This window comes from Halomonas campaniensis (assembly GCF_014193375.1).
Classification (GTDB): domain Bacteria; phylum Pseudomonadota; class Gammaproteobacteria; order Pseudomonadales; family Halomonadaceae; genus Halomonas; species Halomonas campaniensis.
Genome location: NZ_JACHZF010000001.1, coordinates 191,112 through 215,074, shown reverse-complemented (window position 1 = coordinate 215,074; position 23,963 = coordinate 191,112). Strand labels below are relative to the sequence as shown.

Annotated in this window: 23 protein-coding genes; 15 read left to right on the top strand and 8 right to left on the bottom strand. The window is 69.5% G+C overall.

Translation table 11 applies throughout. The annotated features are described in order from the left end of the window. The first annotated feature begins 59 nt into the window (after positions 1-59). Positions 60-704, top strand: a complete 645-nt coding sequence (locus BDK63_RS00965; protein ID WP_183329437.1) for a DUF1326 domain-containing protein — start codon at positions 60-62, stop codon at positions 702-704. Next, positions 701-1,495, top strand: a complete 795-nt coding sequence (locus BDK63_RS00960) for a copper chaperone (RefSeq protein WP_221202429.1) — start codon at positions 701-703, stop codon at positions 1,493-1,495. Before BDK63_RS00965 ends, BDK63_RS00960 begins: the two co-directional genes overlap by 4 nt. A gap of 15 nt (positions 1,496-1,510) precedes the next feature. Here the strand turns inward: BDK63_RS00960 and BDK63_RS00955 are convergent, their stop codons facing one another. Then, positions 1,511-1,945 carry a RidA family protein gene (locus BDK63_RS00955; RefSeq protein WP_183329436.1) on the bottom strand — a complete coding sequence of 145 codons (435 nt, stop codon included), beginning with the start codon at positions 1,943-1,945 and terminating at the stop codon, positions 1,511-1,513. A gap of 121 nt (positions 1,946-2,066) precedes the next feature. Between BDK63_RS00955 and BDK63_RS00950 the strand changes: the two genes are divergently transcribed. The 5 genes from BDK63_RS00950 to BDK63_RS18475 all read left to right on the top strand — a co-directional run bounded on the left by BDK63_RS00950 (position 2,067) and on the right by BDK63_RS18475 (position 6,795). Then, the gene (locus BDK63_RS00950) at positions 2,067-3,314 is read left to right on the top strand and encodes an RNA polymerase sigma factor (protein WP_183329435.1); all 1,248 of its coding nucleotides are present in this window, start codon (positions 2,067-2,069) and stop codon (positions 3,312-3,314) included. A gap of 90 nt (positions 3,315-3,404) precedes the next feature. Next, positions 3,405-4,250 (top strand): YciI family protein, encoded by an 846-nt coding sequence (locus tag BDK63_RS00945; protein WP_183329434.1) that lies wholly within the window; start codon positions 3,405-3,407, stop codon positions 4,248-4,250. Further along, positions 4,247-4,657 (top strand): YciI family protein, encoded by a 411-nt coding sequence (locus BDK63_RS00940; RefSeq protein WP_183329433.1) that lies wholly within the window; start codon positions 4,247-4,249, stop codon positions 4,655-4,657. The genes BDK63_RS00945 and BDK63_RS00940 overlap by 4 nt, the downstream gene beginning before the upstream one ends. Beyond that, positions 4,654-5,007 (top strand): DUF1428 domain-containing protein, encoded by a 354-nt coding sequence (locus tag BDK63_RS00935; RefSeq protein ID WP_183329432.1) that lies wholly within the window; start codon positions 4,654-4,656, stop codon positions 5,005-5,007. The genes BDK63_RS00940 and BDK63_RS00935 overlap by 4 nt, the downstream gene beginning before the upstream one ends. A gap of 144 nt (positions 5,008-5,151) precedes the next feature. Further along, entirely contained in the window at positions 5,152-6,795 is a 1,644-nt protein-coding gene (locus BDK63_RS18475) for an MBL fold metallo-hydrolase (protein ID WP_183329431.1), read from the top strand. 7 nt (positions 6,796-6,802) lie between these two features. Here the strand turns inward: BDK63_RS18475 and BDK63_RS00925 are convergent, their stop codons facing one another. Both BDK63_RS00925 and BDK63_RS00920 read right to left on the bottom strand, forming a co-directional pair. Next, the gene (locus BDK63_RS00925; protein ID WP_183329430.1) at positions 6,803-7,708 is read right to left on the bottom strand and encodes a cation diffusion facilitator family transporter; all 906 of its coding nucleotides are present in this window, start codon (positions 7,706-7,708) and stop codon (positions 6,803-6,805) included. 105 nt (positions 7,709-7,813) lie between these two features. Next, entirely contained in the window at positions 7,814-8,899 is a 1,086-nt protein-coding gene (locus BDK63_RS00920) for a class I SAM-dependent methyltransferase (RefSeq protein WP_183329429.1), read from the bottom strand. 101 nt (positions 8,900-9,000) lie between these two features. On the opposite strand from BDK63_RS00920, the gene BDK63_RS00915 reads away from it, so the two are divergent. Together BDK63_RS00915 and BDK63_RS00910 are read left to right on the top strand one after the other, a co-directional pair. After that, on the top strand, positions 9,001-10,020 hold the full coding sequence (locus BDK63_RS00915; protein ID WP_183329428.1) for a GlxA family transcriptional regulator: 1,020 nt from the start codon (positions 9,001-9,003) through the stop codon (positions 10,018-10,020). 144 nt (positions 10,021-10,164) lie between these two features. Beyond that, positions 10,165-11,718, top strand: coding sequence for a glutamate synthase-related protein (locus BDK63_RS00910; RefSeq protein ID WP_183329427.1), 1,554 nt, complete (start codon positions 10,165-10,167; stop codon positions 11,716-11,718). A gap of 24 nt (positions 11,719-11,742) precedes the next feature. Here the strand turns inward: BDK63_RS00910 and BDK63_RS00905 are convergent, their stop codons facing one another. Both BDK63_RS00905 and BDK63_RS00900 read right to left on the bottom strand, forming a co-directional pair. Further along, on the bottom strand, positions 11,743-13,326 hold the full coding sequence (locus tag BDK63_RS00905) for a BCCT family transporter (protein WP_183329426.1): 1,584 nt from the start codon (positions 13,324-13,326) through the stop codon (positions 11,743-11,745). A gap of 478 nt (positions 13,327-13,804) precedes the next feature. Continuing rightward, positions 13,805-13,963, bottom strand: a complete 159-nt coding sequence (locus BDK63_RS00900) for a DUF3309 family protein (protein ID WP_183329425.1) — start codon at positions 13,961-13,963, stop codon at positions 13,805-13,807. A gap of 533 nt (positions 13,964-14,496) precedes the next feature. Between BDK63_RS00900 and BDK63_RS00895 the strand changes: the two genes are divergently transcribed. Next, positions 14,497-15,876 (top strand): DUF2254 domain-containing protein, encoded by a 1,380-nt coding sequence (locus tag BDK63_RS00895; protein ID WP_183329424.1) that lies wholly within the window; start codon positions 14,497-14,499, stop codon positions 15,874-15,876. Here the strand turns inward: BDK63_RS00895 and BDK63_RS00890 are convergent. Beyond that, on the bottom strand, positions 15,873-16,043 hold the full coding sequence (locus BDK63_RS00890) for a hypothetical protein (RefSeq protein WP_183329423.1): 171 nt from the start codon (positions 16,041-16,043) through the stop codon (positions 15,873-15,875). The two genes, BDK63_RS00895 and BDK63_RS00890, sit on opposite strands and share 4 nt — an antisense overlap. 122 nt (positions 16,044-16,165) lie before the next feature. Between BDK63_RS00890 and BDK63_RS00885 the strand changes: the two genes are divergently transcribed. From BDK63_RS00885 to BDK63_RS00875, 3 genes are all read left to right on the top strand, one after another. Continuing rightward, complete coding sequence (locus BDK63_RS00885; RefSeq protein WP_183329422.1) at positions 16,166-16,855, top strand: VIT1/CCC1 transporter family protein; 690 nt, start codon at positions 16,166-16,168, stop codon at positions 16,853-16,855. Positions 16,856-17,105: 250 nt separating this feature from the next. Further along, entirely contained in the window at positions 17,106-17,306 is a 201-nt protein-coding gene (locus BDK63_RS00880; protein ID WP_183329421.1) for a hypothetical protein, read from the top strand. 44 nt (positions 17,307-17,350) lie between these two features. Further along, entirely contained in the window at positions 17,351-18,229 is an 879-nt protein-coding gene (locus BDK63_RS00875; RefSeq protein ID WP_183329420.1) for a PhzF family phenazine biosynthesis protein, read from the top strand. Between the two features lie 11 nt (positions 18,230-18,240). Here the strand turns inward: BDK63_RS00875 and BDK63_RS00870 are convergent, their stop codons facing one another. After that, positions 18,241-18,732, bottom strand: coding sequence for a CIA30 family protein (locus tag BDK63_RS00870; RefSeq protein WP_183329419.1), 492 nt, complete (start codon positions 18,730-18,732; stop codon positions 18,241-18,243). Positions 18,733-19,018: 286 nt separating this feature from the next. On the opposite strand from BDK63_RS00870, the gene BDK63_RS00865 reads away from it, so the two are divergent. Beyond that, positions 19,019-20,047, top strand: a complete 1,029-nt coding sequence (locus BDK63_RS00865) for an Acg family FMN-binding oxidoreductase (protein ID WP_183329418.1) — start codon at positions 19,019-19,021, stop codon at positions 20,045-20,047. Positions 20,048-20,194: 147 nt separating this feature from the next. Here the strand turns inward: BDK63_RS00865 and BDK63_RS00860 are convergent, their stop codons facing one another. After that, positions 20,195-21,505, bottom strand: coding sequence for a peptidoglycan-binding protein (locus BDK63_RS00860; protein WP_183329417.1), 1,311 nt, complete (start codon positions 21,503-21,505; stop codon positions 20,195-20,197). Positions 21,506-21,675: 170 nt separating this feature from the next. On the opposite strand from BDK63_RS00860, the gene BDK63_RS00855 reads away from it, so the two are divergent. Continuing rightward, positions 21,676-23,898 carry an OsmC domain/YcaO domain-containing protein gene (locus BDK63_RS00855; RefSeq protein ID WP_183329416.1) on the top strand — a complete coding sequence of 741 codons (2,223 nt, stop codon included), beginning with the start codon at positions 21,676-21,678 and terminating at the stop codon, positions 23,896-23,898. The last annotated feature ends 65 nt before the right edge of the window (positions 23,899-23,963 follow it).

Sequence of the window (23,963 nt, the reverse complement as noted above, 5' to 3'; positions counted from 1 at the left end):
GATCGCTCACGACATCTCGCCACGCGGGCAACCCAATCCTGCGCTGGTGGAGGTGCAACATGAACACGACAACGACAACCGCAACACCCACGGCGGGCTACCACCTGGACGGCACCATGCTGGAGATCTGCTCCTGTGCGGTCTCCTGCCCCTGCTTCATCGGGGAGGATCCGGACGGGGGCGAGTGCTTCGGGCTGATCGCCTTCCACCTGGAGAGGGGGGCGGCTCGGGGCGTCGATGTCTCCGGCCTGACCCTGGTGAACGTCGCCCATATCCCGGGCAACGCCCTGGCCGGCGGCTGGCGCTCGGTGCTGCTGATCGACAGTCGCGCCGAGGATGAGCAGGTCGAGGCCCTGCTGGATGCCTTCGGTGGCAAGCTCGGCGGGCCGCTGGCCGACCTGGCAAGCCTGGTCGGCGAACTGGTCGCCGTCGAGCGCGTGCCGATCATCCACGAGGCCCGCGAGGCCGAGGGGCGGCTGGAGGCCGAGGGGATGCTCGAGGCGTCCTTCGCCCCCATCCGAGTCTCGCCGGACGGCACCGCCGCGACGCTGCACGACAGCGCCTTCACCACGGTGAAGGGGGCGCCGGCCTATCTCGGCAAGTCGCGGCGCTATCGGGTGACCCTGCCGCAGCACGGCATGGAGTGGTCCTTCGACGGGCACAACACCATCCAGACCCGCTGGATGATGGAGCATCGGCCGTGAGCGCCGTCACCGCCGCGCGCCCCGCCTGGGGGCGCGCACCGCTGCTCGCCGGGGTCATCCTGGCGGCCTGGTTGCTGGCCATCGCCGCCGAGCTGACCGGCCAGGTGCAGTGGGTGCACCACCATCGGCTGGTGGCGGACGGCATGGCGCTGTGGGCCAGCCTGGCGCTCTTCCTGGTGGCCTGGCAGGTGCACATCGCGGCGATGATGCTGCCCACGACGCTGCCCATGGTCGGGCTCTATCGCCAGGTGGCGGTGGGGCAGCCCCATCCGCGCCTGGCCCGGGCCAGCTTCCTTTCCGGCTACCTGGTGGTGTGGACCGCCTTCGGCCTGGCGGCGCTGCTCGCCATGGCGCTGCTGGAGGGGCTCGGGGCCCACTGGCCCTGGCTTCACCCGCGGCCCGAGTGGCTGGCCGGTGGCGTGCTGGTACTCGCCGGCGCCTTCCAGTTCTCGGCCCTCAAGGCGCGCTGCCTGGACAAGTGCCGGGCGCCCCGCGCCTTCCTGCTCAACCATTATCGGCGGGGCGTGGCCGGCGGCTTCGACCTGGGGCTGCGCCACGGGGCCTTCTGCCTCGGCTGCTGCTGGGCGCTGATGCTGGTGATGTTCGTGGTGGGGATCGCCAACCTGGCCTGGATGGCGCCGCTCGCGGCGCTGATGCTCTACGAGAAGGTCGGGCGCCACGGCGCTCGCCTGGTGCGCCCGGTCGGGGCGGCGCTGATCCTGCTGGGGCTGCTGGTGATGGTGGGTCCGGCGGGCTGGCCGGACCCCATGGTCCCCCATGCCCTGCAGTGAGGGGCGGGCCCAGGCTCAGGAGCGCTCCGGATCCGCCTCCGAGGCCGGCGTGGCGTCCCGGCTCTCGGCGGGGCGTCGCGCCATCACGGTGATCTCGACCCGGGCACCGCCGTAGATGCGCGGCGACTGGGTGCAGGTGCGTGCCGGGTAGCGGCAGGCATCGAAGAACTCGGCGTAGGCCGCATCCATCTTGCGAATCTCGTCGAGGTCGGTGATATGCACGTCGACCCGCACCACATCGGTCATGTCGCAGCCGGCGGAAACCAGCATGCGCTGGATGCGACGCATCACCAGGCGGGTCTCCTCCGCGGTGTTGCCGATGACCGTCTCGCCGCCCTGGATGTCCACGGCGGTGAGCCCCGACAGGAAGACGTAGTCGTCGTCGATCACCATGTGGCTGCCCGGGAAGAGCGGGGCGGGCAGGGTGGGGTCGTTGCGGAACCTGAGCATGGGGCCCCCTGAGGCGGAAGGGTGATGTCGTCACTATAGCCGCTCATCGCCCCGGCCTGTGGCAGGAAGCGCTTCCCTCGCCGACTATCCTGTAGGGGTGCTCAGGCGGCAGTGATTCCCCATGGACATGGACCACGAGATCGGGCGGCTCTACCGGCAGCACTCTCCCAGGGTGCTGGCCACCCTGATCCGGCTGACCGGTGACTTCGATCTCGCCGAGGAGGCGATGCAGGAGGCCTTCGCCAGTGCGATGCAGCAGTGGCCCGGGGAGGGCGTGCCCGAGCACCCGGTCGCCTGGCTGGTCCGCGTCGGCCAGCGCCGCGGCATCGACCAGATCCGGCGGCACCAGGTGGCCCGCCGCCACGCCCGTCAGCAGGCCCCCCTGGAGGACGAGGCCCTGCCGCTCGGGCTCGATACCCTCGAGTCCCTCGATGCCGTGACGATCCAGGACGACATGCTGCGCCTGCTCTTCACCTGCTGCCACCCGGCGCTGGCCATGGCGGACCGGGTGGCGCTCACCCTGCGCGAGATGTGCGGCCTGACCACCGAGCAGGTGGCGGCTGCCCTGCTGGCCAGGCCCGCCACCCTGGCCCAGCGCATCGTGCGGGCCAAGCGCCGCCTGCGCGAGCTGGGCCTGCCCTACGAGGTGCCCCAGTCCGCCGCCCTGCCGGAGCGCCTGGCCGGCGTGCTGCGGGTGCTCTACCTGGTGTTCAACGAGGGCTACTCGCGCAGCGACGGTGAGGCGCTGCTCGACGTCAGCCTGGCCGAGGAGGCGATACGCACCGCCCGCGCGCTGGTCGAGCTGCTGCCCCGGGGCGAGGCCTTCGGCCTGCTGGCGCTGATGCTGCTGCACGATGCCCGCCGGGCCGCCCGCCAGGGCGACGATGGCGAACTGATCCCCCTGGAGGCCCAGGATCGGCGGCGCTGGGACCGGGAGCGCATCGACCAGGGCCTGGCCTGCCTGGCCCGGGCGCTGGAACTCACCCCCACCGGCCCCTACACCCTGCAGGCCTCCATCGCCGCGGTGCACGCCGAGGCGCCCCGGGCGGAGGCCACCGACTGGTCGCGCATCGTCCGGCTCTACGCGGCGCTCCAGCGCCGCCAGCCCTCGCCGGTGGTGGCCCTCAACCACGCCGTGGCGGTGGCCATGCGCGATACCCCGGAGGCGGGCCTGCGCCAGCTGGCGACGCTGGGGAATGACGCCGCCCTGGCCGACTATCACCTCTTCCATGCCGCCCGGGCCGACCTGCTGCGCCGCGCCGGCCGGCGAGACGAGGCGCGCCTCGCCTACCGGCGAGCCCTCGCGCTGTGTGGCCAGGGCGCCGAGCGGCGCTACCTCGAACGCCGCCTGGCCGAGCTTGAGCGCTGACGCGGCGCGGATGCAAAAAACGCCTGGCGGCTGTCGATTTCCGTCGAGCCGGCACGACTCGAAGGGGTAAGCCAAACGGAGGAAGATGGAATGCGTTACATGCTGATGCGCAAGGCCGATGCCCGGACCGAATCGGACCCGCAGCCCGACCCGCGCGTGATGGCCGCCATGGCCGACTACAACGAACGGATGCTCAGGGCCGGGGTGATGGTCTCCGGCGATGGGCTGAGACCGAGCCGGGAGGGCTGCCGCCTGGTCTTTCGTGACGGCGAGTCCCGGGTGGTCGCCGGCCCCTTCACGCCCAGCGAGGAGCTGCTGGCCGGCTACAGCGTGCTCGAGGTCGACTCCCTGGAGGAGGCGATCCGCTGGGCACGGCAGTGGCCCCCCGAGGACAGCGGGGGCAGCGTGACCCTCGAGCTGCGCCGCTACTACACCTTCGAGGATGTCGCGCCGAGCGCCGGCCTCGAGCAGCATCGCCGCCATGCGCGGCTGCCCGACGAACTCAACCTGCACCTGACCTTTCCCGGCACCTGCCGGGAGGCGATGGGCTTCTACGCCGACCTCACCGGCGGGCATCTGGAGGCGCTGATCCCCTACGGCGAGACGCCGGCCGCGGAGGAGGTCCCGGCGGACTGGCACGACCGCATCATCCACGCCTCGCTCAACCTGCGCGGCCGCCGGCTGATGGGGGCGGACATGCAGGGGGAGTGCTACCGGGCTCCCCAGGGCGCCCGGGTGCATCTGGAATACGAGGACGAGGCCCAGGCCGCCGAGGTGTTCCGGCGGCTCGCCGAGGGCGGGGAGGTAACCATGCCCCTCGCCGAGACCTTCTGGGCGCGGCGCTTCGGCATGTGCACCGACCGCTTCGGGGTGCCCTGGATGATCGCCTGCCGGACCGGCCGCTGCCCGGGGCAGGAGACGGGAGGTGCACCATGAAGTACGCCGCGCTGGTCTACTACCAGGAGAGCCTGATCGCCGCCATGACCGACCAGGAGTGGCACGACCTCAACCAGGAGTGCGTGGCCGGGGTGGAGCGGCTCACCGAGCAGGGCCATTTCCTCGGCGGCCAGGCCCTGCAGCCGGTGGAGAGCGCGGTCAGCGTGCGGCTGCGCGACGGCGAGCCGCTGGTCACCGATGGCCCCTTCGCCGAGACCAAGGAGCAGCTGGCCGGCTTCTACCTGCTCGAGGCCCGCGACCTCAACGAGGCGCTGCGTCTCGCCGGCCGAATTCCGCCGGCGCGCTTCGGCACCGTCGAGGTGCGGCCGATCCGCGAGCTTCCACCCCGTGACCCGGCGCCCGAGGCGGCCCCGTCGCGGCCCCCGACCGGAGGAGAGATCCCATGAACTATATCGATGGCTTCGTTGCCGCGGTGCCCACCGCCAACCGCGAGGCATACATCCAGCATGCCCGAGACGCCGCGGTGGTGTTCAAGGAGCATGGGGCGCTGCGCATGGTGGAGTGCTGGGGGGATGACGTGCCCGAAGGCAAGCTCACCTCCTTTCCGCTGGCCGTGCAGTGCCGGCCGGACGAGACGGTGATCTTCTCCTGGCTGGTCTGGCCATCCCGCGAGGTGCGCGACCAGGCGATGGCGAAGGTCATGGTGGACCCGCGCCTGCAGCCGGACGTCAATCCCATGCCCTTTGACGGCAAGCGGCTGATCTACGGCGGCTTCGAGGTGGTGGTGGACGAGTAGGGGGCGGCGACGCCCCCTGCCATGGGCCGATTGGCCGGGGGCGGCCGGCATGGTATTGCTGGGGGCGACCCTCATCACCACAAGGACCCTCGTGATGATCCAGCCCCCCGACTTCCCGCCGGCCAACCCGGCCCCGGCCCGCTCATGACCGCGATCCGTCCTGCCGCGACTCTCGCCCTGGTCCGCGACAGCGACCGGGGTCTCGAGGTCCTGCTGCTGCAGCGCACCTGGCGGGCTGCCTTCCTGCCCGGCTACTTCGTCTTTCCCGGCGGCGCCGTGGACCCCCGGGACCCCGATGTGCGAGCCTGCGCCTGCGGCCGCGATGATGCCGCCATCAGCCAGACCCTGAGCCTCGACGAGGGCGGGGTCGACTACATGATCGCCGCCCTGCGCGAGTGCCTGGAAGAGGCGGGCCTGCTGCTGGCCGTGGACGGCCAGGGGCAGCCGCTGCCGGGTGGGCACCCGATCCTGACCGAGGGGCGCGAGGCGCTGCGGCGCGAGGAGGTCGGCTTCCGCGAGCTGTGCGAGCGCCACGGCCTGGCGCTGCCGCTGGACCGGCTGGCCTACCTGGGGCGCTGGGTCACCCCCCGGGGCGCCCCTCGGCGCTTCGATACGCGTTTCTTCGTGGCCCTGGCGCCGCCGGGGCAGCAGGCCAGCCACGACGGCAGCGAGACCATCGCCCACGCCTGGCTGACCCCCGCCGAGGCCCTGGAGGCCCATCGCCATGGCCGGCTCTCGCTGGGCTATCCCACCCTGCGCACCCTGCGGCTGCTGGCCGACTTCACCACCGGCGAGGCGCTGCTGCGCCATGCCCATGCCAACCCGCCGACGCCGCGCCCCAGCCGACCCTGGCCGGCGCGCAAGGCGGGCGGCGCCTGGCAGGTGGAGCCGGATTCGCCGGCCTACGCCGAAGTGTGCCGCCTGGACCCGCACCGCCGGGGCACCGCCAGCGCGGAGATCGTCCCGGGGCGGGCGGTCGAGCTGGCGCCGGGGGTGACCCGGGTGACTGCCCCCAACCCGGGGGTGATGACCGGCCCCGGCACCAACAGCTACCTGCTGGGTGATGGCCGGGATCACCTGGTGATCGACCCGGGCCCGGAAAATCCCGACCACCTGGAGCGGCTGCTGGCGCTGGCCGGCGGGCGGCTCTCCCGGGTGCTGGTGACCCACACCCATATCGACCACTCGCCGGGGGCCGCCTGGCTCAAGGCGCGCACCGGTGCCCGGCTGGTGGGGCTGCCGCCGCCGGCCGGGGCCAGCCAGGACGCCACCTTCGCGCCCGACCTCCGGCCCCGTCACGGTGATCGCCTCGAGACGCCCGCGGGGCCGCTGCGGGTGCTGCACACCCCGGGGCACGCCTCCAACCACCTCTGCTACCTGCTGGAGCCGGCGCGGCTGCTGTTCTCGGGCGACCAGGTGATGCAGGGCTCCACGGTGGTGATCAATCCGCCGGATGGCGACATGGCCGCCTACCTGGCGTCGCTGCATGCCCTGGGGGAGGTATCCTTCGACGTCATCGCGCCGGGCCACGGCTTCCTGATCGGCGAGGCCCACGCCGCCCTGGACTTCCTGATCACCCACCGCCTGGCCCGGGAGCACAAGGTGCGCCGGGCCCTGGCCCGCCACGGGCCGGCTAGCCTCGAGGCGCTGACCCGCCATGCCTACGATGACGTGCCGGAGGCGCGGCTCGGGGTAGCGGCCCGCTCGGCGCTGGCCCACCTGCTCAAGCTGGAGGGGGAGGGGCGCGCCGAGCAGCGCTCGGGAGAGTGGGTCTCCCGGGAGGGGTGAGCCGGGCCTACGCCCAGCGCTCGTCGGCGGTAAAGGCCACGGTGAACCAGCGCCGTGCCGGCGGGATGGAGAGCCCGGCGCTGATCTCTTCGCGGATCTCATCGAGCACGGCGATGCCCTGGCCCTGCCCGAACTCGGGCGTGGTGACGATGTGGATCTCGATGAAGTGGCCGCGGCCGGCCTTGGCCACGTGGCTGTAGTAGTTGAGCAGCCCCTCGCGGGCCATTACCGGTACCATGGCGGCATGCACCTCCCGGTCGACCGCGCTGGGGGCGATCAGGAACACCTCCTTCATGGCGCGCCTGACGATGCCGATCGGCACCGGCATGAAGCAGAGCGTGAGCAGCATCAGCAGCAGCGAATCCACGTAGGGGATGAGGTGGGCATGGGCCGTGCCCTCCAGTCCCAGGGCGATCGCGAAGGCGGCCAGCAGCGCGGTGGTGATCAGCGCGGCCATCAGCCAGCCCTGCATGTCGATGCGCACGAACTCGGAGTCGGCCCGCCGGTTGATGCGCTTCTGGTAGGCCACCATGGCGAAGCAGACGATGGCCACCACCCCCGCGTAGACGATGGCGAGGTCGAAATCGAGCACGCGCCCGCCCTCCATCAGCCCCTGCACGGCGTTGAGGAAGGCGTAGAAGCAGAGCAGCATCAGGATGCTGCCGTTGAGGGCGGCGACCAGCGGCTCCAGGTGCCAGTAGCCGTGCTGGAAGCGCTCGCTGGCCTCGCGCACGGCGAGTCGGGCCACCAGCAGCGCCAGGCCCGACATGGCCGCATCGATGGTGGAGAAGACGCCGTCGAAGAGGATCGACTGGGACCCGGACAGCAGGCCGAAGGTGACCCCCAGGCTCGAGACGATGAGGGTCACGACGATGGAGAGCTTGAGGGCGCGCTGCTCGAGGGTGGCCTGCATGACGGGTCTCTGAGACGGAACCCCCCCATTCTAGTCGAGCCGCCAGGACCGGGCGAGGGGACCTCGCCCGGTCCTGGCGGGATGATGCACGAGGGGAGGGCAGGCTCAGGGCCGGCAGACGAAGTAGTCGTTCTGGATGTCGTGCTCGAGCTGCTGCACCCGGATGTCGCGGAAGCCCGCCTCCTCCAGGTAGGAGAGCGCCCGCTCGCGGCCCCACATGGTGCCGAGCCCCTCGCCGCCCTGGGCCAGCGACACCGTCATGCAGTGGCTCACCGAGACCGCGTAGAGCATCGCGCCCAGCGGGTGCTCCCGGTCCAGGTGGTGGTGGCTCGAGGCGTGGATGTCCTGCACCAGGTAGATGCCATCCGGCGTCAGGCTGCGGTGGATGCCCTTGAGCAGCCGGCGCGGCTGGCCCTGGTCGTGGATGCCGTCGAAGGTGGTGACCAGCTCGAAGGCGCCGGGCTCGGCGGTGGCGTCGAAGTCGCTCAGGTCGCGGACCTCGAAGCCGAGGTTGTCGAGCCCCGCCGCCGCGGCCTGTTCACGCCCCCAGTCGATCGCCTCCGCCGAGAGGTCGTAGCCGACGAAGCGGCTCGCCGGGTAGCGCTCGGCCATGGCCAGCAGCGCCCGGCCGCGCCCGCAGGCACAGTCCAGCACGCGGATGCCGGCCTCGAGCCGCTCGGGGAGCTCCGGGGCCAGGGGCAGGATGGCGTCGAACAGCGCCGGCAGCACGGTCTGGCCGCTGTCGCTGGCCATCACCTCCTGGAAGCGCGGATAGCGCGAGTAGGGGACGCCGCCGCCCTCGCGGAAGCAGCGCACCACGTCGTCCTCGACGCCGCCCAGCATCGAGATGAACTGGGCATAGACCGCCAGGTTGGCGGGGCCGGCATCGGTGAGCAGCTCGGCGTGCTCGGCCGGTAGCCAGTAGGTGCCGGCCGCCGGGTCGGTCTCGATGACCCGCCCGGCCACCATGCCGCCGAGCCACTCGCGCACGTAGCGCTCGTGAAGGCCGGTCCGATTGGCCAGCGCCTGCGGGGTAACCGGCCCGGCGCCGGCCAGGGCCTCGAACAGGCCGGTGCGATGGCCGAGGGAGGTGAGCAGCAGCACCCCGCCCTCGTTGAGTGCCGAAACCAGGCGCGACTCGAAGTCGTCGGTGCTAGCCTTGTGGGCATGGGCTATGGCGATGTCACACATGATCGGGTCCTCTTGTCGTTGTGGGGAGTGACGCGACCAGCTTAGGGCCGCGGCATCGCCGACACGCAGGCGCTTCGCGCCGCAACCGGGGGTTTCCTGCCATGAGCGAACCCGCCGCCACCATCGCGCTGCTGGCGGTGCCCGAGACCACCGCCTCCACCCTCTACGGCATGTTCGACCTGTTCGGCGCCGCCGGCCGCGACTGGGAGCTGCTGGTGCACGGCCGCCACTGCCCCTCGCTGCTGCACCCCTGCATCGTCTCCCGGGACGGGCGGGGCTTTCGCACCGCCAACGGTGCCTGGATCCAGCCCGATGCCGCCCTGGACGCGATCCCCGAGCCCCTGGCCATCTGCATCCCCGACCTGCTGGTGGCCCCCGAGGAGCCCCTGGCCGGGCGCTATGCGGCCGAGGTCGCCTGGCTGCGCGCGGCCCGCGCCCGTGACGTGATGGTCGCCGCGGCCTGCACCGGCGCGTTGCTGCTGGCCGAGGCGGGGCTACTCGAGGGGCAGGCCGCCACCACCCACTGGGCCTACTGCGACGTGCTGGCGCGACGCTACCCCGGCGTGGAGGTACATGCCCACCGCGCGCTGGTGGTGAGCGGGGAGGGGGAGCGGCTGATCATGGCCGGCGGCGGCACCACCTGGATGGACCTGGCGCTGTTCCTGGTGGCGCGCCTGGTGGGGGTCGACGAGGCGATGCACCTGGCGCGGGTCTACCTGATCGACTGGCACGGCGAGGGGCAGCAGCCCTATGCCGCCCTGGCCAGCGCGCGCCAGGCGGAGGATGCGGTGATCGCCCGCTGCCAGGTGTGGGTGGCGCAGCACTACGACACCCACTCCCCGGTGGCCGGCATGGTGGAGCAGAGCGGCCTGACCGACCGCTCCTTCAAGCGCCGCTTCCGGCAGGCCACCGGCATGACGCCCATGGAGTACGTGCACACCCTGCGCCTGGAGGAGGCCAAGCAGATGCTGGAGAGCGGCGAGGCGCCCATCGACGAGGTGGCCGAGCAGGTCGGCTACGCCGACCCCAGCTTCTTCCGCGCCCTGTTCCGCCGCCGCGTCGGCCTGACCCCCAGCCACTACCGCCGGCGCTTTCGCGGCATGCGGCTGCGGCTTGAGTGAGCCGCGGGGCGGGGCCGAGGCGGGCCCGGGATGGCGAGGCCGGCGCGCTGCGTTTACCCAGCGCCCGCGTCGCCACTGGCGGGGGCTGCCTCCCTCTTCCAGACTGACCTCGATGCCACCTTCCCACGGATTCAGGAGCCTGCCATGAGCCAGCCGGTCATCGCCGACAACAAGCCCAAGAAGGTCACCCTGGAGCAGGGCAAGGAGTACGCCTTCTGCCGCTGCGGCCGCTCCAGGGACCAGCCCTTCTGCGACGGCTCGCACAAGGGCACCGGCTTCACGCCGCAGATGTTCACCGCCGACAAGGACGGCGAGGCCTACCTCTGCCAGTGCAAGCAGACCGGTGACGCCCCCTACTGCGACGGCACCCACAAGCAGTTTGCCAGCGACCAGGTGGGCCAGGAGGCGCCGGCGCCCGAGGACGAGGGCGGCAAGGACCGGGCCCCGAAGGCCGAGGCCACCGAGGAGGAGCCCACCGTCGAGTTCATCCACCAGCTGGCCCGGGAGGGGCTCAACGGCGTGGGCCACCACGGTCCCGTCGCCGCCATGGGCGTGCCGCGCCACAGCCTGCCGGCCTGGGACGACCTGCAGCTGATGGTGGCACAGCTGGCCACCCAGCCGCTGCTCGACGATGCCGAGGTGGCCACCCGCCTGGTGGTGGGCCCGGAGGCGAAGAAGCCGCTGACCCTGGAGATGCCGCTGCTGGTCTCCGACATGAGCTTCGGCGCGCTCTCCGAGGAGGCCAAGGTGGCGCTCGCCCGCGGCGCCGAGCGCGCCGGCACCGGGATCTGCTCCGGCGAGGGCGGCATGCTGCCCGAGGAGCAGGCCGAGAACTCCCGCTACTTCTACGAGCTGGCCAGCGCCCGGTTCGGCTTTGAAGAGCGCCTGCTCGAGAAGGTACAGGCCTTCCACTTCAAGGGCGGCCAGGGGGCCAAGACCGGCACCGGGGGCCACCTGCCGGGCAACAAGGTGACCGGCAAGATCGCCGAGGTGCGCGGCCTCGAGGAGGGCCAGCCCGCCGTCTCGCCGGCCACCTTCGAGGACCTGCACAGCGTGGCGGACTTCCGCCACTTCGCCGATCGCGTGCGCGAGGTCACCGGCGGCATTCCCGTGGGCTTCAAGCTCAGCGCCAACCATATCGAGCGCGACATCCAGTTCGCCCTGGACGCCGGCGCCGACTACCTGATCCTCGACGGCCGCGGCGGCGGCACCGGCGCGGCCCCCACCATGTTCCGCGACCATATCAGCGTGCCCACCATTCCCGCCCTGGCCCGGGCACGGCGCTACCTGGACGCCCAGGGCGCCAGCGGCCGGGTGACCCTGATCGTCACCGGCGGCCTGCGCCTGCCCATCGACTTCGTCAAGGCCATGGCGCTGGGCGCCGACGGCGTGGCCATCGCCAACAGCGCCATGCAGTCCATCGGCTGCGTGGCGGCGCGCATCTGCCACACCAACAACTGTCCGGCGGGGATCGCCACCCAGCGCGGCGACCTGCGCCAGCGCCTCGACGTCGAGAAGTCCGCCGCCCAGCTCGAGCGCTTCCTGCGCGCCTCGACGTCGCTGATGCAGGTGATGGCCCGCGCCTGCGGCCACGACAGCCTGGCCGGCCTCAATCCCGACGACCTGGCCACCTGGAAGCGCGAAATGGCGATGCTCAGCGGCGTGCGCTACGCGGGGGTGATGGACCCTGGGCAATGAGCCGCGAGTAGGCGGCCATCGGCGTCATTTCTGCACTGCGCTCTCGGCCGGGGCGATGATGCCCTGCTCTCGCGCCAGGGCGTAGGCGGCGCGAGGGCCGCTCCACAGCGTGGGCAGCAGGATCAGCGAGACCGGGATCGCGGTGATCACGATGAACTGCTGCAGCGCGCCGATCTGTCCCGCGCCCATGTAGAGCAGGATGCCCGCCATCAGCGCCATGGCGATGCCCCAGAAGGCACGCACCAGGCGGTTGGGTGCGTCGTGACCGGTGCACACCACGGCGATGGCGTAGCTCATGGAATCGCCGGTGGTGGCCACGAAGATGCTGGTCAGCAGCAGGATCGCCAGCGCCATCACGGGCCCGCCCGGCAGCGCCTGGGCCACGGTCAGTGTCGCCACGTCGAACTGGAAGTTGTTCAGCGCATCACTGAGGTCGATCGCGCCGGTCAGCTGGTAGTGGATGCCGGAGCCGCCCAGCAGGGTGAACCAGATGGCGGTGGCCACCGGGGCCATCACCGCCACGGCCAGGATCATCTCGCGGATGGTGCGGCCCCGCGAGATGCGTGCCACGAAGATCGCCATCAGCGGCGCGTAGCCGATGAACCAGGCGAAGAAGAACACCGTCCACCACTGCATCCACCAGGCCGGGGCGGTCTCGGCGCTCATGGTGGCCATGGTGAAGAACGACGACAGGTATTCGCCGAAGCCCTGGCTGAAGGCGTTGACCAGGAACAGGGTGGGGCCGGCGAGCAGGATCACCGCGGCGATGGCCAGCGCCAGGAAGACGTTGAAGCGCGACAGGACCTGGATACCCTTGTGGATGCCGGTCATCGCCGAGGTGACGTAGACCCCCGCCAGCAGCACCAGGATGCCGAGCTGGGTGCCGTAGCCCTGGCCGACGCCGAACAGCTCGTGCAGGCCGAAGCTCACCTGGGTGGCGAGGAAGCCGATGGGGCCGACGGTGCCGGCGACCACCGCGATCACGCAGCAGGCGTCCACCACGCTGCCCAGCACGCCCTTCATGACGCGCTCGCCGAACACCGGATAGAGCAGGGTGCGCGGCTGCAAGGGCTGCCCCTTCACGTAGTGGGCATGGGCCAGCACGATGGCGGAGAGCGAGCCCAGCACCGCCCAGGCCAGAAAGCCCCAGTGCATGAACGACTGGGCCAGCGCACCGGCCACGGCCTCGGCGGTGCCCGCCTCGGTGTCGAAGGCCGGCGGGGTCACCACGAAGTGATAGACCGGCTCGCCCGCGGCGAAGAAGACGCCGCCCCCGGCCAGCAGGGTGCACATGATCATCGACAGCCACTTGAAGGTGCCGATCTGCGGGCTCTCCAGGTTGCCGACCCGGGCGCCGGCCGCCGGCGAGATGGCCACGCCGATGGCGACCAGGAAGGTCAGCAGCAGCAGGAGCTGGAAGTAGGTGCCCAGCGTGGCCGCCGTCCAGGCGAAGCCGGCGCTGATGCTGTCGGCGACCAGGTCGATGTCGAAGAGCGACAGGCCGACGAAGGCGACGATGAAGCCGACCGTGAGCAGCAGCACGATGGGGTCGCCGAGGCGTGACAGTGCCGAGGCCCCGGCGGAGGAGGGGGAGGTCTGGGAAGACATGGGGATGCCCTAGTTGCGAAGGGTGTAGGCGCCGATGAGGCATGGCGCCGACTAGAGCGATGGCATTCTAACAACCTTAGACCTAAGTCTAAAGCGGGGCGTAAGGCCCTCTTCGAGCGCAGTGCCAGGCTGATGCCTGACGCTCCCCAGGCCGCAACGAGGTGGTGACCTGGCGGCTTGCCGCACTCGATTCGATCGAGGCGGCCCGTCCCTCCTTCGTGAAGGTCCATGCCGACCCGCTGGCACATCGTGCCGCGGCAGACGCGGACCGTCAGCGATGATAGCGGCGGTCGCCCTGATGTGGCTTCAGCGATATCCCCGTGCCCTTGCACGTGGCATTGATCAGCGAGTGCCGCTCTTGCAGGGCCTTCCCTGCGGAGAAAAGCCGTGGTTTTCCACGGCTTGTTTCCGCTCGGGGGTGATGGAAAGGCCCCGCTGACTTCAGCTCACTCGTGCCCCTCTCGCGGTGGCTGAGGGGCTAGATCTTTCCCATCAACAACAGGACGAGCAGGATGATCAGCACCAGGCCTAGACCCCCGCTGGGGCCATATCCCCACCCCCGGCTGTGTGGCCAGGCAGGTATCACACCGATCAGGAGCAGAATTACAACGATCAGAAGAATTGTTCCGATTGACATGTCATGTCTCCCAGCGACGAGTCTCGAAGCAGTCCGGACCTTGTGCCGGCATACCAGCATGCATCGTCCACACTGATGCCCCTCGTCCCCATTCGAAAACGGCCATTACGCATCGGACCGTGATCCCTGATTGTTCGAAGCCAGGGGCCAGGTCCTTCATTGACAGTAGACCATGAGAAGGTCGCCGTCCCTGTGACTTCACCCTCATCGTGCGCCTTCGCCCTCTTCGCAGCGGGGCGGCACGCGTCGATCGAAAGTCCCTGATACTCCACGCATTAGCGGCATAAGATAGTCAGAGTGAGGCAAGTCATTTCATTGGGGATAAGGAGGATGATACTCAGAAGATGGCACGAGACTTTCTGCCCGAGACTCCGGTATCGATCCGGCCGGAAGGTGCCTCGGGACCTCGCCACGACGGGGGGAAACGGGACTATCATGGATGGGCCTCCCCCTGGCGAAGGGGCCCTTGCCAGTACTGCTACCTGACGCCTGCATCCGGCCATGTCGAGCAGCTGACGACCTGAGACGTCATCATGAAAACACTCATCTTCAGGTATTGGGATCGTACCCGTTCCAGCCTCTGGTTCATCCCCACCCTCATGGCCATCGTCGCGGTGTTGCTGGCCTTCTGCAGCGTCGCCCTGGACAGGGCGGTAACGAACTGGCTGTGGCATGCCTGGGACTGGACGTTCACCGGCGGCGCGGAGGGGGCCAGTGCCGTGCTTGGGGTCATCGCCGGCTCCATGATCACCATTGCCGGGGTGGTGTTCTCCATGACGCTGGTGGCCCTGTCGCTGGTCACCTCACAGCTGGGCCCCCGCCTGCTGCGCAACTTCCTGCGCGACACCACGACCCAGGTCGTGCTGGGCACCTTCGTCGCCACCTTTCTTTACTGCCTGCTGGTCCTGCTGACCATCCGGCGAGAGGAAGAAGTGGCCTTCGTGCCTAACGTGTCGGTGGCCCTCGGTGTCTTCCTTGCCGTCGCTAGCGTGGGCGTGTTGATCTACTTCATCCATCACGTGTCCGTATCGATGCAGGCCAACGAGATCGTGGCGCGCGTCAGCAAGGAGCTGATTGCCGCGACCGGCCGCCTGTTTCCGGAACATATCGGACAGGGAGCGCCCGAGGAGTCGAGGGCGCCACCCGAGGCGGAATTCCTCGACGCCTTTGAGCGGCAGTCGCGCTCGATTCCCGCGAATGCGGACGGCTATCTCCAGTTCATCGACACCGAGGCCCTGCTGGCCCTGGCAGTGCAGCAGGATGTGGTGATCCGGCTGGAGCGAATCCCCGGCCACTACGTCGTCGCCGGTTGTCCGCTGATGCGGGTCTGGCCCGGCGAGCGGGTGGCGGACATTCCCGTGGCACGGGCCAACGCCGCTTTCGCCCTGGGGAACCAGCGCGCCTCGGGCCAGGACATCGAGTTTGCAGTGACCCAGCTCGTGGAGATCGCCCTGCGGGCCCTGTCGACCGGGGTCAACGACCCCTTCACGGCCATCACCTGCATCGACCACCTGGCGTCAGCATTGAGTCGGTTGGCGATCCGCCAGAAGCCGTCGCCCTATCGGCATGACAGTCAGGGGCGGCTGAGGGTGATTGCCCTGGCGGCGACGTTTCCCGAGGTCACCGGTGTGGCGTTCAACCAGATCAGGCAGCAGGCTCGCTCCAATGCTGCGGTGACGATACGCCTGCTGGAAACGATAGCGGTGGTCGCTCGATTCACGCATCGTCCCGAGGATCGAGCGGCCCTGCTGCTGCATGCCGATATGATCGTTCGAGGGGCCCGCGAGGGACTGCTGGAAACCGAGGACCTCCGGGTGGCGGAAGAACGCTACCGGACGGCGATGCAGCTGTGCAGTGGAACCGGGGATGTCTCCCCAGACCCGTCAGGGCACACCGAGCCACGCCACCTCTAGCCGAAACGCCCCGGCGGTCCTGTCGGCGGCAGCTCACCCAATGGCTGGGCGGTGTCGCGGATGCGCTCGATCACCGTGCTGCGCACCGTCAGTGTCTGGTTGATGACGCCGCTACGATGGCGGCGATACCCAGAATCAGGGCTGGGAGGGCTTTCACGACGGTTCATTCAGAAGCTCCTCTTCGGCCTCCTTCCCTCCGGTGCCCCACGCCAAGACCAACTGCAACAGGCCTGGCGAGCGGTGTGTCTTCCTGTCACTCTCTTCGTCAGCTGCCAAGGGGATGCTTCCCATGAGACACCTCGAGACACACAGAACGCACCGGGTAGGCTGGCTGCGCGCGGCCGTGCTTGGCGCCAATGACGGCATCGTCTCCACTGCCAGCCTGGTGCTGGGCGTTGCCGCTGCCGGGGCCGATGTCCGGGGCATCCTGGTGGCGGGCGTGGCCGGCCTCGTGGCCGGCGCCATGTCGATGGCCGCTGGCGAGTACGTGTCGGTCAGCTCTCAGTCCGATACCGAGCGCGCCGACCTTGCGAGGGAGCGTGATGAGCTGGCATCCAGCCCCGAACAGGAACGGGCGGAGCTGACGGCGATCTACGTCCAGCGCGGGCTGGACCCGGCATTGGCGAGCACCGTGGCTAGCCAATTGATGCAGCATGATGCCCTGGGCGCCCACGCACGGGATGAGCTGGGCATCTCCGAAACTCTTACGGCGCGTCCCGTCCAGGCCGCTCTGGCTTCTGCCGGCACCTTCTCCCTCGGCGCAGTGCTGCCGTTGTTGGTCGTCGTGCTGTTTCCGGGTTCCATGCTCATGTGGGCGGTCTCGGGCAGTTCCCTGGTGTTTCTAGCGTTGCTGGGTTCCCTGTCAGCCCAGGCCGGCGGTGCCCCTCGGATCGCAGCCGCCTCCCGCGTCACCTTCTGGGGCGCCTTGGCAATGGCGCTGACCGCCGGCGTAGGGGCGCTCTTCGGGGTGGCAGGGTGATCGGTCATGGCTACCGCTGAACACCCCGAGGCCATTCCCCCTGTGCAGGCCGCCCCGCGCTGACCACCGTCAGGTAGGGCTTCCCCCCTTGCGTCGTCCTCCCGACTGGCGAGGAGCCGCCGGCGGATTACGCTGAAGGGAAACAGGGCCTCGGTGTTCCCCCGGGGGGGGGGCGCCGAGCCAGGGGGAAGAACATGCGCGAGCTGATCCTTACTGCCTCCGATCCATGGAGTGGCAACGAGGCTGTGGCATGACAACAAGCATCGGGCTGATGGTGATGGTGGCGCTGCTGGTGGGAGCCGGGGTGGTTCTGTTGCGGGGGCCTCGGCAGAAGGGAGCGTTCGGCCTGGCGCGCCTGTTGGCGCTGGTGCTGGCCGGGCTGGTGGTCCTCTTCCTGGTGTGGATGGTCATGATGGTGCTGTGGGTAGGCCCGCATATGCGGGCGATGTGATGTTGTAACCGCTGACGAACCCCTATTTCTCTCTCGGAGAGTGCATGAACATCGATGTCCAGATAGTCAACGCCTTCATCGACGGCAGCCAGGGCGGCAATCCGGCCGGTGTCGTGGTCGATGCCAATGCGCTGACCGCCGCACAGAAGCTCAAGGTGGCTCGGCAGGTTGGCCTGTCCGAGACCGCCTTCGTCTCGGCGTCGGATACGGCAACCATCAGGCTCGAATTCTTCACGCCAACCCGGCAGATCGCCCATTGCGGTCACGCGACGGTCGCCACGTTCTCCCTGTTGCGACAGCTCGGGATCATCGACGATGGCCGCCATTCCAAGGAAACGGTGGATGGCAACCGGGATATCCTCGTCGCGGATGGCATGGCCTTCATGGAGCAGCGCGCCCCGACCTTCACCTCCATCGAGATGGCGTCCGAGCTGGGCGGCAGGATCCTGGCATCCCTGGGCCTGGGGAATGGCGAGTCGCTGGGCGTCGGCGCGCCCTGCGTGGTGAACACGGGCAACGCCTTCCTTCTCGTTCCCCTGCCCGACGAGAGGGCGGTCGCCGAACTGAGCCCACGCCTTCCCCTGGTCGAGTCGATCAGCGATGAGCTGGACCTCATCGGCTACTACGTCTTCTCGACGGATACCCGGGTGAAGGGCCGCCATGCCGGGGCACGCATGTTCGCTCCCCGGTTCGGCATAGCGGAGGAGGCGGCGACCGGCATGGCGGCGGGCCCCCTGGCCTGTTATCTCCACGACCGTCTCGGGGTGGCGGAGCGGGAGATGCTGATCGAGCAGGGCTGGCTGATGCAGCCCCCGTCACCCAGCGTCATCAGGGTCGAGCTCGAGCTTGCCGACGGGAAGATCTCCCGCCTGATGGCCGGAGGCTATGCCCGCGTCATGTCTTCCTTGAGCGTCGAGCTCTAGTCAGGCGTGCCTCACGGCGTCGCGAGCCACGCCACCTCCAGCCGGAAGGGCCCCGCCTGGCGGTCGACGATCATCAGGCCCACCTGTTCGATGGCCGCAGGGCCGATAGGCGGCATGCCCTCCAGCAGTCGGCCGCGAAATACCGCCTCGAAGTCGTGCCAGGAGAACTCGACGCGCTGCCACTCGCCGGCGGACGGCTGGAAGCTTGACCGGTAGGCGGCGCCCTGTGGCAACTGGTCGGTGTAGAGACGCAGCTGGTAGGCGCGCCCATCGCCGCGCACATGGAGCGTAATGCCCGCCTCGAGGCCGAGGTCGAAGGCCTCGGGGTCGCGGCGCACCGAGGCGAAGCCGCCGTTGTTGGCCAGCGACGTCTCGCCGCTGAAGATGCCGATACCATCCTCCACGGTCAGGCCGCCTCGGGAGACGCCGCCCATCACGCCGTCGTTGATGGCGCGCCAGCGGCTGGCCTCGTTCGGGTCCCGAAAGTCGATCAAATAGGTCATGGGCGCTCCCTGTCGCATCTCGTCTGCCCTCGTGTCGCGTTCGACCTGTGCCGTCACGATAGTCTGCCGTTCGCGGGCGTGACCATCGGCGACCGCCATGCCAATCACGGCCGCGACGCCGGCAGCGGCGATGATTCGGAAGGTCCGTTGCCATTGCCTCATGACGTCTCCTCGACGTGTCCCTGTCCAGCATGCCGGTCATGGGGCGTGCTGTCTTCCCGGCTGGCGCCGGCCGCATCCTGGGCGATACTCAGTGACGGCAACGGCTAGCCATCGCGAGGGCGCCATGAACTACGACGAGGCAGTGAAGCACACCTGGGCGCCGGAAGCGGCGGCGCCGCAGGGCGAGGCCGAGCGGATGCGGGCGCTGATCCGCTACGCGACGCTCGCCCCCTCGGGGCACAATACCCAGTGCTGGCGGTTCCGGGTGGAGGCGGGCGCCATCTGCATCCTGCCCGACCTGACACGGCGCACGCCGGTGGTCGACCCGGACGACCATCACCTCTATGTCTCGCTGGGCTGCGCCACCGAGAACCTCTGCCTGGCCGCCCGGGCGATGGGCCTCGCCGCCGAGGCGGAATTCCGGCCCGAGGGCGACGGCGAGATCCGGGTGGCCCTCACGCCCGGCGAGGCCGAGGCGTCGCCGCTGTTCGAGGCCATCGTCGCGCGCCAGTGCACCCGCGGCGACTATGACGGCACGCCGCTTGCCGCCGGCGAGCTGGCGCTGCTGCAGGCGGCTGGCAGCGGGAAGGGTGTCTCGCTGGTGCTGCTCACCGAACGCGACGCCATCGAACGGGCGCTGGGGTTCATCCTCGAGGCCAATGCCCGGCAGCTGCAGACCCCCGCCTTCCGTCGGGAGCTGGCGGCGTGGATCCGCTTCAACGACGCCGAGGCCGTGGAGCAGGGCGATGGCCTGAGCGGCCGGGCCACCGGCAACCCCCAGGCGTCGCGCTGGCTCGGCAAGCTGCTGATGCGCGCCATGCTGCGGCCGAAGGCGGAGAATGCCAGGGTGGCCCACCAGGTGCGCAGCTCAGCCGGGCTGGCGGTGTTCGTCTCGGCGAAGGATGACCGGGCGCACTGGGTGGAGGCCGGCCGCTGCTACCAGCGCTTCGCCCTGCAGGCCACGGCGCTGGGTATCCGCAACGCCTTCGTCAACCAGCCGGTGGAGGAGGCGAGCGTGCGCCCCGCGTTCGCCCGGGCGCTGGGGCTGGCCGAAGGCCGCCCCGACCTGGTGGTGCGCTTCGGCCGGGGCCCGGCCATGCCCCGCTCGCTGCGCCGGCCGGTGGAGCGCGTGATGGAGCAGGGGGAGGCATGATGTGCCAGCGAGCCCTCCTTCCCTTCCTGCATGGCACTCCACCCCTAGCTTCCTAAGGAAGTCGCCGATGAAGCGCTTAGTCATTGTTGCCTGGTATCCGGTGATTGTCGCCGTCGTTATCCCATCGGGCTGTACGCCACACGGCGCCTATTCCTCCAGCCTGATCCGGCGCAGCGTGTAGTCGCCCCCCTGGTTGGCCAGCACGAAGCCCTGGAAGGGGTCGCGCAGGCCATTGTCACGCACGCTCAGCAGCCGCTGGTCATCCACGCGAACCTGCATCTGTCCGTCCTCGTCACGGGTCCAGACGATGCGGTGGAACCGGCCGTCCTCGAGGTCGAGGCTGCCTTCGTGGCGGGCGACCACCTCGGCGCTGCCGGAAACCAGCCGGACCAGGCTGAGCCCCGGGCGCGAGCCGGGCGTGTAGACCAGGCGATAGCCGGTGCCGCTGGGTCGGTTACCCTGGAAGACCCCGAGTTCCAGGCTGCCGGTCCGCTGCCGGGAAGCGACGGCAAGCTCCATCCTGAAGGCGTTGGCGACGGGGGCATTGACGAAGATGCGTGCCGGTTCCACGGGGATCGACACCTCTTCGCCTTGCCGGATAGTGCCCGTCTGCTCGAGGATCAGCGAGAGCATCGCCAGGCCGATCTCCTCCGGTCGCTCGGCGCTGAGCCCGCGTGATTCGCGAGCGGTCGTCCGCCTCGTCTCCACGATGCTCCGCAAGCCGTTCTCATCCACCGCGAAGTCGCCGCTGAGCACCGTCCAGGGCGGATTGCGACGGTAATCACCGTCGCTGAAGTCGTCCTGCAGGGCGACCCGGGACTCGGCGGCGGGTGGCGGTTCCGCGGATGCCGCCGCTGCCTGTCTCTCCGTCTCGCGCAGGCGTCGCAACAGGTCGGCCGTTGCGAGTCCGTCCTGGGCCATATCCCTGTCGGCCTGATACTCGCGTATCGCGCTGCGGGTGCGGCGTCCCATGGCGCCATCCACCGGGCCGGCGTCATAGCCGAGCCGATTAAGCTCGCGCTGTATCTCGGCAATGCCCTGACGATCCGACAGGGTCTCGATATCGGGCCGCGCTCGCTCGGTTGCCTGTGAGGAAGCGTCCTCTTCCGGTCGCCAGCCGCGTGCGGCCTGCTGCGCCTCGGCGACCTGTCCGGCCGTCATGCGCTGGGCCAGTGAATCGCGTGCCTCGGCGGCATGGCGGTGGCCGCGGGCCGCGGCCAGGTTGTACCACTTGTGGGCCTCCACGAAATCCTGCGCGGTCCCGCTGCCGGCCTCATGCAGGCGGCCCAGCATGTACTGGGCATCAGCATCGCCGCGTCTGGCCGCTGCGCCGAACTCCTGCAGGGCCTGGCGGTACTCCTGCCGCTCGTAGTAGCGCATGCCGTCGGCATAATCGGCGCTGGCCAATCCGACGGAACCGATGAGGATAAGACTGAGTGCGAGTCCCTTGATGATCACGGTCGTGCCTCCAGTGAGCGGGCTTGTCATCCGTACCCTCAGGGTAGGCAAGATAGCCGGAAGGGGCGCGGCCGGTACCATTTTGTAACCCTGCCATGACGCCCGGCGGGAAAAGCTGGATAATGGCGGGTTTTCCGCCCCCGCTGCCACGCCAACTCCCCCGGTGCCCCATGGAAATCAAGGTCAACTATCTCGACAACCTCCGCCTGGAGGCCAAGTTCGACGACTTCACGGTCATCTCCGACCAGCCCATCCGCTACAAGGGTGACGGCTCGGCGCCGGGCCCCTTCGACTACTTCCTGGCGTCGTCGGCGATGTGCGCGGCCTACTTCGTCAAGGTCTACTGCAACGCCCGGGACATCCCCACCGAGAACATCCGGCTGTCGCAGAACAACATCGTCGACCCGGAGAACCGCTACAAGCAGATCTTCAAGATCCAGGTGGAGCTGCCCGAGGACATCTCCGAGAAGGACCGCCAGGGCATCCTGCGCTCCATCGACCGCTGCACCGTGAAGAAGGTGGTGCAGGAAGGCCCCGAGTTCGATGTCGAGGTGGTGGAGAACATCGACGAGGACGCCCAGGCGCTGCTGATGGGCGTGCCCAAGGGGGCGGAGGGCGCCGAGCAGGGCACCTGGATCGAGGGCAAGGACCTGCCGCTGGAGCAGACCATCGCCAACATGTCGGCGATGCTGGCCGAGCTCGGCATGAAGATCGAGATCGCCTCCTGGCGCAACATCGTGCCCCACGTCTGGTCGCTGCATATCCGCGACGCCGCCTCGCCGATGTGCTTCACCAACGGCAAGGGCGCCACCAAGGAGAGCGCGCTGTGCTCGGCGCTGGGCGAGTTCATCGAGCGCCTGAGCTGCAACTTCTTCTACAACGACCAGTTCTTCGGCGAAGCGATCGCGGCCAGCGAGTTCGTCCACTACCCCGACGAGAAGTGGTTCCCGCCGGGGCCGGGCGACGAGCTCCCAGTGGAGATCCTCGACGACCACTGTCGGGCCATCTATGACCCGGACGGCGAGCTGTGCGGCTCGCACCTGATCGACACCAACTCCGGCCGGGTCGACCGCGGCATCGTCTCGCTGCCCTTCGTGCGCCAGTCCGACGGCGAGACGGTCTACTTCCCGTCGAACCTGATCGAGAACCTCTACCTCAGCAACGGCATGAGCGCCGGCAACACCCTGGCCGAGGCCCAGGTGCAGTGCCTCTCGGAGATCTTCGAGCGGGCCGTGAAGCGCCAGATCCTCGAGGAAGAGATCGCGCTGCCCGACGTGCCGGCCGAGGTGCTTGCGCGCTACCCCGAGATCGTCGAGGGCATCGAGGCGCTGGAGGCCCAGGGCTTCCCGGTGCTGGTCAAGGATGCCTCGCTCGGCGGCCAGTTCCCGGTGATGTGCGTCACCCTCATGAACCCCCGGACCGGCGGCGTGTTCGCCTCCTTCGGCGCCCACCCGAGCTTCCACGTGGCGCTGGAGCGCTCCCTCACCGAGCTGCTGCAGGGGCGCAGCTTCGAGGGCCTGAACGACTTCCCGCCGCCCACCTTCAACTCCCAGGCGGTAGCCGAGCCCAACAACTTCGTCGAGCACTTCATCGACTCCTCGGGGCTGGTCTCCTGGCGCTTCTTCAGCAGCCGGGCGGACGTCGCGTTCAGCGAGTGGGACTTCTCCGGCAGCGGTTCCAACAGCACCGCCGAGGAGGCCGCGGCGCTGTTCGGCATCCTCGAGGAGATGGGGCTGGAGGCCTACATGGCCATCCATGAGGACCTGGGCGCGCCGGTGTGCCGCATCCTGGTGCCGGGCTACTCCGAGGTCTACCCGGTGGAGGACCTGGTGTGGGACAACACCAACATGGCGCTGGACTACCGGGAGGCGATCCTCGACCTGCACCGCCTGGACGACGAGGCCCTGGCCGGCCTGCTGGAGCGCCTGGAGGAGAGCCAGCTCGACGAGCAGATGGACATCATCACCCTGATCGGCATCGAGTTCGACGAGAACACCGTGTGGGGCCAGCTGACCATCCTCGAGCTGAAGCTGCTGATCAACCTGGCGCTTGCCCAGCACGAGGAGGCCCTGGAGCGGGTCGAGATGTTCCTGCAGTTCAACGACAACACCGTGGAGCGCAACCTCTTCTACCGCGCGGTTCAGGCGGTGCTGGAGATCGTGCTGGACGACGAGCTGGAACTCGACGATTTCCGCTACAACCTCGGCCGCATGTTCGGCGAGGCGACTCTCGAGGCGGTGATCGGCTCGGTGCAGGGCACGGTGCGCTTCCACGGCCTGACTCCCACCAGCATGGCCCTGGAGGGGCTGGAGAAGCACCAGCGACTGATCGAGAGCTACCGGAAGCTGCACGCGGCACGCGCCGCCCGGGCCGGCATGCGCGCCCCGGCCTGAGCGACGGCGGCGTCGTGCCGCCCCCCGGGCATCGCCCGACATGACAAGGCCCCCGAACCAGGCGA

Excerpts from the sequence above, each read along its gene's own strand:
- BDK63_RS00965 (WP_183329437.1), top strand. The coding sequence starts at position 60 with ATGAACACGACAACGACAACCGCAACACCCACGGCGGGCTACCACCTG.
- BDK63_RS00955 (WP_183329436.1), bottom strand. The coding sequence starts at position 1,945 with ATGCTCAGGTTCCGCAACGACCCCACCCTGCCCGCCCCGCTCTTCCCG.
- BDK63_RS00950 (WP_183329435.1), top strand. The coding sequence starts at position 2,067 with ATGGACATGGACCACGAGATCGGGCGGCTCTACCGGCAGCACTCTCCC.
- BDK63_RS00945 (WP_183329434.1), top strand. The coding sequence starts at position 3,405 with ATGCGTTACATGCTGATGCGCAAGGCCGATGCCCGGACCGAATCGGAC.
- BDK63_RS00940 (WP_183329433.1), top strand. The coding sequence starts at position 4,247 with ATGAAGTACGCCGCGCTGGTCTACTACCAGGAGAGCCTGATCGCCGCC.
- BDK63_RS00935 (WP_183329432.1), top strand. The coding sequence starts at position 4,654 with ATGAACTATATCGATGGCTTCGTTGCCGCGGTGCCCACCGCCAACCGC.
- BDK63_RS18475 (WP_183329431.1), top strand. The coding sequence starts at position 5,152 with ATGACCGCGATCCGTCCTGCCGCGACTCTCGCCCTGGTCCGCGACAGC.
- BDK63_RS00925 (WP_183329430.1), bottom strand. The coding sequence starts at position 7,708 with ATGCAGGCCACCCTCGAGCAGCGCGCCCTCAAGCTCTCCATCGTCGTG.
- BDK63_RS00920 (WP_183329429.1), bottom strand. The coding sequence starts at position 8,899 with ATGTGTGACATCGCCATAGCCCATGCCCACAAGGCTAGCACCGACGAC.
- BDK63_RS00915 (WP_183329428.1), top strand. The coding sequence starts at position 9,001 with ATGAGCGAACCCGCCGCCACCATCGCGCTGCTGGCGGTGCCCGAGACC.
- BDK63_RS00910 (WP_183329427.1), top strand. The coding sequence starts at position 10,165 with ATGAGCCAGCCGGTCATCGCCGACAACAAGCCCAAGAAGGTCACCCTG.
- BDK63_RS00905 (WP_183329426.1), bottom strand. The coding sequence starts at position 13,326 with ATGTCTTCCCAGACCTCCCCCTCCTCCGCCGGGGCCTCGGCACTGTCA.
- BDK63_RS00900 (WP_183329425.1), bottom strand. The coding sequence starts at position 13,963 with ATGTCAATCGGAACAATTCTTCTGATCGTTGTAATTCTGCTCCTGATC.
- BDK63_RS00895 (WP_183329424.1), top strand. The coding sequence starts at position 14,497 with ATGAAAACACTCATCTTCAGGTATTGGGATCGTACCCGTTCCAGCCTC.
- BDK63_RS00890 (WP_183329423.1), bottom strand. The coding sequence starts at position 16,043 with ATGAACCGTCGTGAAAGCCCTCCCAGCCCTGATTCTGGGTATCGCCGC.
- BDK63_RS00885 (WP_183329422.1), top strand. The coding sequence starts at position 16,166 with ATGAGACACCTCGAGACACACAGAACGCACCGGGTAGGCTGGCTGCGC.
- BDK63_RS00880 (WP_183329421.1), top strand. The coding sequence starts at position 17,106 with ATGACAACAAGCATCGGGCTGATGGTGATGGTGGCGCTGCTGGTGGGA.
- BDK63_RS00875 (WP_183329420.1), top strand. The coding sequence starts at position 17,351 with ATGAACATCGATGTCCAGATAGTCAACGCCTTCATCGACGGCAGCCAG.
- BDK63_RS00870 (WP_183329419.1), bottom strand. The coding sequence starts at position 18,732 with ATGACCTATTTGATCGACTTTCGGGACCCGAACGAGGCCAGCCGCTGG.
- BDK63_RS00865 (WP_183329418.1), top strand. The coding sequence starts at position 19,019 with ATGAACTACGACGAGGCAGTGAAGCACACCTGGGCGCCGGAAGCGGCG.
- BDK63_RS00855 (WP_183329416.1), top strand. The coding sequence starts at position 21,676 with ATGGAAATCAAGGTCAACTATCTCGACAACCTCCGCCTGGAGGCCAAG.